Source organism: Pelomicrobium sp., assembly GCF_036803785.1.
In the GTDB taxonomy this organism is placed as follows: domain Bacteria; phylum Pseudomonadota; class Gammaproteobacteria; order Burkholderiales; family UBA6910; genus Pelomicrobium.
On record NZ_DAIRTR010000121.1, the window covers coordinates 1 to 8677 of the forward strand.

The window sequence follows — 8677 nt, forward strand, 5'->3', positions numbered from 1 at the left end:
TTTCCCCAGCCTGCTGCCGCCTTTGCCGAGGCTTCGGCCCGAGCGGGGGAGGGTGATAGAATTGTGGTGTTCGGCTCTTTTCTCACCGTTGCCGAGATCATGCAGGTTCACGCCCGAGCGGGTGAGTCCAGGCCTTCTGTTCCGGCCTCCTAGATGGCGAAAGCGCTCAGCAGCGAAGAGATCCAGTTCAGAAAGCGCGCGCGCAGAAGGCTGATCGGCGCCATCGCTCTGGTCTTGATCGCCGTGGTGGTGCTGCCCATGGTACTTGAGCAGGAGCCCCGTCCCGTTTCCCACCCTATCGAGATCCGCATTCCCTCTCAGGAGACGGCACCGCCCCTGGAAGTGCCCACGCCGCTCAAAGAGACGGCACCGGTCGATCGCCCGCAGGCGCTTTCGCCCTCCCCCGCCACGTCCCACGAGGCTGCCGGGCCGGCAGCCCAGAAGGAGAGGCAAGACGCACTGCAGGCCGGTGCCGCCCCGGTGCCACCGGAGCCGGCGCCAGCGTCGCGATCTGCCGCGCCACCTCCCAAGGGCGAGATGAAAGCGGCCGCCGACAGCCGGGTCGGGGAGGCTACTGGCGGCTATGTGGTCCAAGTGGGGGCCTTCTCCAGCGCGGAAAATGCCAAGCAGCTGAAAGACAGGCTTTCTGCCAACGGCATCCAGGCCTATACTGAGACCGTTGCCACGACCAAGGGCAGGCAGGTGCGGGTCCGGGCGGGTCCCTTCCCGACTCGGGAGGCGGCGGAGCAGACCCTCGCCAAGCTGGAGCGGCTGGGCTTAAACGGCATCATCGCTTCCCCGTGAAGGTGGTGCAAGGGCCATGAGCGCGGATTTCCGCAACGGGTCGCCCCGGTGCGAATGACCGCATTCGATTACCTGGTGCTGGGAATCGTCGGGCTGTCGGTACTGGTGAGCGTCCTACGGGGCGCGGTCAGGGAAGTGATGGCCCTGGGGGGGTGGGTAGCTGCCTTCCTGGTGGCAAACACCTTTGCCACCGCCCTGGCGGAGGCGCTGCCGGTCGCGCTGCCAGGAACTTCCCTACGTCTGCTCGTGGCGTTTCTGCTGCTTTTCATCGCCACCCTGGTGTTCTCGGCGCTCATTACCCTGGCGATGGCAGAGCTCATCAAGGTGGCGGGATTGTCCCTCCTTGATCGGGGCGTGGGCGCTCTGTTCGGCTTGCTCCGCGGCGTGCTGATCGTGCTGGCAGGCGTGTTGTTGGCAGGCCTCACCTCGATGCCACGGGAGCCGTTCTGGCGGGAGGCGGCCTTGAGCGCCCCGCTGGAGGATCTGGCGAGCAGCGTCAAGAACTGGCTGCCGCGAAAGCTGTCTCAGCAAATCCGTTTCCGGGACGGGGAGCCCGTGGGCGGCGGCTGAATGGGGGTGACGGAAGCATGTGCGGCATCATCGGCGTAGTGGCCCGCGGGCCGGTCAACCAGTTGTTGTACGACGGGCTGCTGGTGCTGCAACACCGTGGTCAGGATGCGGCCGGCATTGTCACGGCTGAGGGCAGCACTTTCCACATGCACAAAGGCTCGGGGCTGGTGCGGGACGTGTTCCGCACGCGCAACATGCGGGCCCTGACCGGGAACATGGGCATCGCTCATTGCCGCTATCCCACTGCAGGCTCGGCCGAGTCTGCAGCAGAGGCCCAACCCCTGTACGTGAACTCACCCTTCGGCATCGTGCTCGGCCACAACGGCAACCTCACCAATTCAGAGCAGCTCAAGCAGGAGATGTTCCGCCAGGACCTGCGCCACATCAACACCAACTCCGATTCGGAGGTGTTGCTCAATGTGCTCGCCCATGAGCTGCAGGAGTGCACCGTCAATCACCGTTTGGATCTGCCCACCATTTTCCGCGCGGTGGAAGGGGTGCACCGCCGCTGCCGCGGCGCTTATGCCTGCGTGGCGATGATCGCCGGCTACGGTCTGCTCGCCTTCCGCGACCCCTTGGGCATTCGCCCCCTGGTGGTGGGCCAGGCCCACACGCCCCAGGGCACTGAATATCTGGTGGCCTCGGAGAGCGTGGCCTTGGACACCCTGGGCTTCAAGCTCACCCGGGACGTGGACCCGGGCGAAGCGATCTTCATCGACGTGGACGGCAATTTCTACAGCAAACAGTGCGCCAAACACTGGTCGCGCAACCCGTGCATCTTCGAGTACGTCTATCTGGCGCGCCCGGACTCAGTCATGGACGGCGTATCGGTGTACGAGGCGCGGCTCAACATGGGGGTGGCGCTTGCCGAGAAGATCAAGCGGGAGATGCGCCATCTGGATATCGATGTGGTAATTCCAATTCCCGATTCCAGCCGCCCGGCGGCGCTGCAACTGGCGAACCGCCTAGGCATCGATTTCCGCGAGGGTTTCGTCAAGAATCGCTACATCGGCCGCACCTTCATCATGCCGGGGCAATCGATCCGCAAGAAGTCGGTCCGGCACAAGCTGAACGCCATCAACATGGAATTCCGGGACAAAAACGTGTTGTTGGTGGATGACTCCATCGTGCGCGGCACCACCAGTCGGGAAATCGTGCAGATGGCCCGGGAAGCGGGAGCGCACAAGGTGTATTTCGCCTCGGCCGCGCCGCCGGTGCGCTACCCCAACGTCTACGGCATCGACATGCCCACTCGGGAGGAGCTGATTGCCAACGGGCGCGAGCCGGAGGAGATCGCCCGGGAGATCGGTGCCGACCATCTCATCTATCAGGACCTGGAGGCATTGAAGGAAGCGGTGCGCAAGGTCAATCCCAAGCTCACTTCCTTCGAAACGTCCTGTTTCGACGGCTGTTACATCACCGGGGACGTGACCCCCGAGTACCTGGGCTTTCTCGAGGCCCGGCGCGGACGCCGTGCCCAAGCAGCCCAGGAAGCGGCCCAGCTCGACTTGAACCTCATCACCGTCGATTAAGGGTCCATCCCGATTGACAAGCAGGGCTTATCCGGCGTACCTTGCCCAGAAGCGCCGATTTGACCGTCAGCTTGCGGGCGCTCAACAAATGCCGCTAAAGCGAGGGAAACCCGTCTCCGTCGCTGGCTGAGCGGGTTTTTTTATTGCCTTGCGGGCAGGTGCCAAGATGGCAGAGGAATTCGATTTCGAAACCCGGGCGCTGCGTACCGGAATCCACCGCAGCCAGTTTAACGAGCATTCCGAGGCCCTGTATCTCACCTCCAGCTTCGTCTTCGACAGCGCCGCCCAGGCGGCGGCACGCTTCGCCCAGCAGGAGGCAGGCTATATCTACTCCCGCTTCACCAACCCTACGGTCAGCGCCTTCGAGGAACGGCTGGCGGCCCTCGAGGGAGCACCCTGCTGCCTCGCCACCGCCTCCGGCATGGCAGCCATCCTGGCCACGGTCATGGGGTTGCTGCGCTCGGGCGAGCACATCGTTGCTTCCCGAAGCATCTTCGGTGCCACGGTGCAGCTCTTCACCCAGGTGCTGCCCAAGTTCGGGGTGGAGACCACTTTTGTTTCGGCCACCGAGCCGGCCGAATGGGCTCGGGCGGTGCGGCCCAACACCCGGCTGCTCTTCGTGGAAACACCGTCCAATCCCCTCACCGAGATCTCTGACCTGCGAGCCCTGGCGGAGGTGGCGCGTTCGGCCGGGGCCTGGCTCGCGGTGGACAACTGCTTTTGCACTCCCGCGCTGCAGCGGCCTTTCGAGTTGGGCGCGGACCTCGTCATCCACTCGGCCACCAAGTATCTGGACGGTCAGGGCAGGGTGCTGGGCGGCGCGGTGCTGGGTCCGCGGGAGCTGGTGATGGACGGCATCTACCCGTTCTTGAGGACCGCGGGCCCCAGCATGAGCCCGTTCAATGCCTGGGTGATCCTCAAGGGACTGGAGACCCTGAAGCTGCGCATGCAGGCCCATTCCGACAATGCCTTGCGCCTGGCTCGATGGCTGGAAGCCCAGCCGGCCGTGGAACGAGTCTACTACCCGGGGCTGCCTAGTCATCCCCAGCATGCCTTGGCGATGCGCCAGCAGGCCACCGGGGGGGGCATCGTGTCCTTTGTGGTCAAAGGCGGCCGCGAGGCGGCATGGCGGGTGATCGATTCCACTCGCATGATTTCCATCACCGCCAACCTGGGCGACGTCAAGACCACCATCACCCACCCCGCCACCACGACCCACGGGCGCATCAGCCCGGAGGCGCGGGCGGCAGCGGGCATCGGCGAGGGGCTGCTGCGGCTCGCGGTGGGACTGGAATCGGTGGCGGACCTCCAAACGGATCTGGCCCGGGGCCTGGCCCAGATCGCCTGAGCCGTGGCCGCCGCGCGAGATGTCCTCCGTCGTCAGCGGCTGCTGGTCCAGGCGCTGTTGCGACCCGCTGCCTTTCCCCATCCGGCCTCGGACCTGCAGCTTCTTGAGACCCATATCTCCTTTGTCATTCTCTCCGGGCCCTATGCCTACAAGATCAAAAAGCCCCTCAATCTGGGATTTCTCGATTTCAGCACCCTGGCCCGGCGCCGCCACTACTGCGAGGAGGAGCTGCGGCTCAACCGCCGCCTCGCGCCCGAGCTCTACCTGGAAGTGGTGGCGGTGCGGGGAGACGCGCGGGCCCCGGCTTTTTTCGGCGAGGGACCCGTCCTTGAGTATGCGGTTAAAATGCGCCGCTTCGATCAGCAGACCTTGCTCGACCGGGTCGCGTCCCGAGAGGGCTTGGCCGACGAGTGGGGGGAACGGCTAGCGGTGCAGGTGGCTGCATTCCACCGGGAAGTGGCGGTGGCAGCGGAAGGCGGACCGCACGGAACACCCGCTGCAGTGATGGCGCCGGCCGCGGAGAACTTCGCCCAGCTTCTGGTGCTGTGCCCGGAGCCCGCCCTCAAAGCGCGGCTCGAGGCCTTAAGGGCCTGGACCGAAGCCGAGGCAGCGCGCCTGCTTCCGGCGTTCCGGCAGCGCCTTGCGGCCGGGGCGGTGCGCGAATGCCACGGGGACCTGCACCTGGGCAATATGGCCTTGGTGGAAGGCAACATCGTCATATTCGACTGTATCGAATTCGATCCAGGCCTGCGCTGGATCGATGTCGTGAACGAAGCGGCTTTCCTGGTCATGGACCTCCACCATCGGGGCCAGGCCCGCGTTGCGCGGTACTTCCTCAACCGCTACCTGGAAGAGACGGGGGACTACGGGGGTGTGTCGCTGCTGCGCTTCTATCTTGTCTACCGGGCCTTGGTGCGGGCCAAGATCGCCGCAATCCGGGCCCGCCAGCCGGGGCTCGGGGACGAAGGGCGTGCCGCCCAGCGGGAGGAGTGCGCCGCGTACGTGGCGCTGGCCGAGCGCTTCTGCCGGCAGGAGGAAAGGCTGCTGATTCTCACCTGCGGCGTGTCGGCCTCGGGCAAGAGCCGCTTCACCCGAAGGCTACTGCCGTTGATCGACGCCATTCGTGTGCGTACCGACGTGGAACGCAAGCGTCTGGCGGGACTCGAGCCCACAAGCCGAAGCGGCTCCGGCTTGGAGACGGACCTGTATACGCCGCAGATCACCCGGCACGTTTACGAACACGTGGCGCAACTTTGCCTTGCCATCGCACAAGCGGGATGGATCGCGATTGCCGACGGCACTTTCCTCAAGCGCTGGCAGCGCTCCCTCGTCACCGACGCCGCCCGGACTGCGGGGCTGCGCTGTGTGGTGCTGGAATTCAACGCGGCCGAGGAGCTCTTGCGGGAGCGGGTGCGCCGGCGGCTGGCAAGAGGCATCGACGTTTCAGAGGCCGACGAGCGGGTGCTCGAACGGCAATTGGCCCAGCGCGAAGCGCTGCACGACAAGGAGGCGGACCAGGTGCTACGCTTCGACACAGGCAAGCAGCCTGATCCCGATCCGCAAGAAGTATTGGCGCGCATTCGCGCCTGATATGGGCCTTTCGGAACTCCCTGAAACCTTGCGCGGACGCTAATGGAGGGCCACCGCCCGGCAGCCCGAGGCATCCACCCGCAGGAAGCCGCCCCGCCCCTCGTCCCAATCGGTGAGCACCCAGCGCTCGCAGAAGCGTCCGTCCACCCGATGCAAGTGTCGCGCCGGCCGGTGGGTGTGGCCGTGAATCAGGCGCGGGTAACCGTGGCGCCTCAGGACTTCCTCCACCGCCGCCGGCGTGACGTCCATGATGGCTTCACTTTTTTGCTCTTTCGCCCGCATGCTCTGCTCTCGGAGGCTCAACACCAGCGCCCGCCGCTCGGGCAGAGGCTTGGAGAGAAACTGTTGCTGATAAGCGGGATCGTGCACCTGGGCGCGGAAGGCCTGGTAAGGCTTGTCGTCCAAGCACAGGGTGTCGCCGTGCATGAGGAGGGTGGGGGCACCATAGAGCTCCACCTGCGTAGGGTCGGGGATGAGCCGTGCTCCCGCCGCTGCGGCCCAGCGGTCACCCACTAGGAAATCCCGGTTGCCATGGAGGAAGACAATCTCGACGCCCGCCCGGGAGGTTTCGGCCAGTGCCCGAGTGATCCGGGCGTTGAATGGATCCTCCAGGTCGTCGTCTCCGATCCAGTACTCAAAGAGATCACCCAGGATGTAGAGCGAACGGGCCCCGCGGGCGTCCTCTTCCAGGAAGCGGAAAAAGCGCTCCACGGTGCGGGGCCGTTCCTCGGACAGGTGCAGGTCGGAGATGAAGAGGGTGGCGTCCATGGCAAGGGGCTGCAGGCTCATTCCTCCCACGCTTTTTCGATTACCACCTCTTGCACCGGCACGTCCCGGTGGAAGCCGTGGGATCCTGTTTTCACTTCCTTGATTTTGTCCACCACCTCGTGGCCGGCCACGACCCGCCCGAACACGCAATAGCCCCAACCTTGGGGGGTGGGAGAGGTGAAGTCGAGGAAGGCGTTATCGGCCACGTTGATGAAGAACTGGGAGGTGGCCGAGTGGGGATCGGAAGTGCGGGCCATGGCGATGGTATAAGCTTGGTTCTTAAGGCCGTTGTCGGCCTCGTTGCGGATGGGTGCCTGGGTCGGTTTTGGGCGCATGCCGGGGGCAAAGCCGCCGCCCTGGATCATGAACCCGTCGATGACCCGATGGAACAGGGTGTTGTCGTAGAAGCCGCTGTGCACGTAGGAGAGAAAGTTTTCCACCGTCGCCGCAGCCCGCTCGGCGTCGAGCTCCAGGACAATCTCGCCGAAGCGGGTTTTCATCTTGACCATGGTAATCTCCTTGACTGTCGCGAAGGGGGCAGCCCCGCGCCGGGTGAGAAGAGCGCCCCGGCGTGCCGGAGCGGGGCAGGCGCCGTGATATACTTTTGATTGTTTATCCGGCGGTTACTCCTGAGCCGGAATTCTATATCACGCGCTCCCTCTAAGATACCGGAACTGTTCCCAGGCGGGCCAGGGAAAGACGAAACTCGATGCTGAGAATCTATAACAGCCTCACCCGGCAAAAAGAACCCTTCGTGCCCATCACGCCGGGCAAGGTGCGCATGTACGTGTGCGGCATGACCGTGTACGACTATTGCCACTTGGGTCACGCTCGGGTGATGGTGGTGTTCGACATGGTGATGAAATGGCTGCGCGCGAGGGGCTTCGACGTCACCTATGTGCGCAACATCACCGACATCGACGACAAAATCATCAACCGAGCACGCGAGAGCGGCGAGCCGGTGGAGCGGCTCACCGAGCGCTTCATCCGCGCCATGCACGAAGATGCTGACCGGCTCGGCGTCGAGCGGCCGACCCACGAGCCTCGGGCAACCCAACACGTGGAGCACATGCTGGAGATGATCCGCATGCTGCTCGCCAAGGGTCTTGCCTACCAGGCGGCGAATGGGGACATCTATTACGCAGTACGCAAGTTTGCGGGCTATGGCAAGCTCTCGGGCAAGAGCCTGGAAGACCTGCGGGCAGGCATCCGGGTGGAAGTGGATCCCCACAAGCAAGATCCCCTTGACTTTGTCCTGTGGAAGGCCGCCAAGCCGGGCGAACCCCAATGGCCCTCGCCCTGGGGGCCGGGGCGGCCCGGCTGGCACATCGAGTGCTCAGCGATGAGCGAGCACTACCTGGGGGAGCACTTCGACATCCACGGCGGCGGGGAGGACCTGCAGTTCCCCCATCACGAGAACGAAATCGCCCAGTCCGAGGGGGCCCACGGTCACGTGTTCGTGAATTACTGGATGCACAACGGTTTCGTGCGCGTGGACAACGAGAAGATGTCCAAGTCCTTGGGCAACTTCTTCACCGTGCGGGAAGTGTTGGAGAAGTTCCATCCCGAAGTGGTGCGTTTTTTCATTCTGCGCGCCCACTACCGCAGCCCTCTTAATTACTCGGACCAACATTTGCACGAAGCCCGGACCGCCCTCAGCCGGCTCTACACCGCCCTCAAGGGCGTGGAGGCGCCCGACGGGAGCGTCGATTGGGGTGATCCCCGGGCCCAGCGCCTGCGCGAGGCCATGGACGACGATTTCGGCACGCCGGAGGCCATCGCCGTACTGTTCGATCTGGCGAATGAGTTGAACCGCAGCCGTTCGCCCCGGGACGCCGCCCTGCTCAAGGGGCTAGGGGGCGTACTGGGCCTGCTGCAGCAAGAGCCCCTGCAGTTCCTGCAGGAGGCGCCGGCGGCACAAACCGGAGCCTACTCCGCGGAGCGCATCGAGCGGCTGATCGCCGCTCGCGCGGATGCGCGCCGGGCGCGCAACTTCGCCGAGGCCGACCGCATCCGCGACGAGCTGGCAGCGGCGGGCATCGTGCTGGAAGATACGCCCAAGGGG

8 protein-coding genes are annotated in these 8677 nt (G+C 64.8%); 6 read left to right on the forward strand and 2 right to left on the reverse strand.

Going from position 1 to position 8677, the window contains the following annotated elements; all coding sequences use genetic code 11:
* Positions 1-153: 153 nt before the first annotated feature.
* The 5 genes from V7Q81_RS12580 (at position 154) to V7Q81_RS12600 (ending at position 5844) form a co-directional block, all read left to right on the forward strand.
* Positions 154-804, forward strand: a complete 651-nt coding sequence (locus V7Q81_RS12580) for an SPOR domain-containing protein (RefSeq protein ID WP_333843817.1) — start codon at positions 154-156, stop codon at positions 802-804.
* A gap of 54 nt (positions 805-858) precedes the next feature.
* Complete coding sequence (locus V7Q81_RS12585; RefSeq protein WP_333843819.1) at positions 859-1374, forward strand: CvpA family protein; 516 nt, start codon at positions 859-861, stop codon at positions 1372-1374.
* Between the two features lie 17 nt (positions 1375-1391).
* Positions 1392-2906 carry an amidophosphoribosyltransferase gene (gene purF, locus V7Q81_RS12590; RefSeq protein WP_333843821.1) on the forward strand — a complete coding sequence of 505 codons (1515 nt, stop codon included), beginning with the start codon at positions 1392-1394 and terminating at the stop codon, positions 2904-2906.
* Between the two features lie 166 nt (positions 2907-3072).
* Positions 3073-4254: an O-succinylhomoserine sulfhydrylase gene (locus V7Q81_RS12595; protein WP_333843822.1), complete on the forward strand. Its 1182-nt coding sequence runs from the start codon at positions 3073-3075 to the stop codon at positions 4252-4254.
* A gap of 3 nt (positions 4255-4257) precedes the next feature.
* A complete protein-coding gene (locus tag V7Q81_RS12600) occupies positions 4258-5844 on the forward strand; it encodes a bifunctional aminoglycoside phosphotransferase/ATP-binding protein (protein ID WP_333843824.1) in 1587 nt (528 codons plus the stop codon).
* A 39-nt stretch (positions 5845-5883) separates the two neighbouring features.
* Here the strand turns inward: V7Q81_RS12600 and V7Q81_RS12605 are convergent, their stop codons facing one another.
* Both V7Q81_RS12605 and V7Q81_RS12610 read right to left on the reverse strand, forming a co-directional pair.
* Positions 5884-6633 carry a UDP-2,3-diacylglucosamine diphosphatase gene (locus V7Q81_RS12605; RefSeq protein WP_333843825.1) on the reverse strand — a complete coding sequence of 250 codons (750 nt, stop codon included), beginning with the start codon at positions 6631-6633 and terminating at the stop codon, positions 5884-5886.
* Entirely contained in the window at positions 6630-7121 is a 492-nt protein-coding gene (locus V7Q81_RS12610; RefSeq protein ID WP_333843826.1) for a peptidylprolyl isomerase, read from the reverse strand. The genes V7Q81_RS12605 and V7Q81_RS12610 overlap by 4 nt, the downstream gene beginning before the upstream one ends.
* A 200-nt stretch (positions 7122-7321) precedes the next feature.
* On the opposite strand from V7Q81_RS12610, the gene cysS reads away from it, so the two are divergent.
* Positions 7322-8677 (forward strand): cysteine--tRNA ligase (gene cysS, locus V7Q81_RS12615; protein ID WP_333843827.1); only part of this gene is annotated, 1356 nt, incomplete at its 3' end.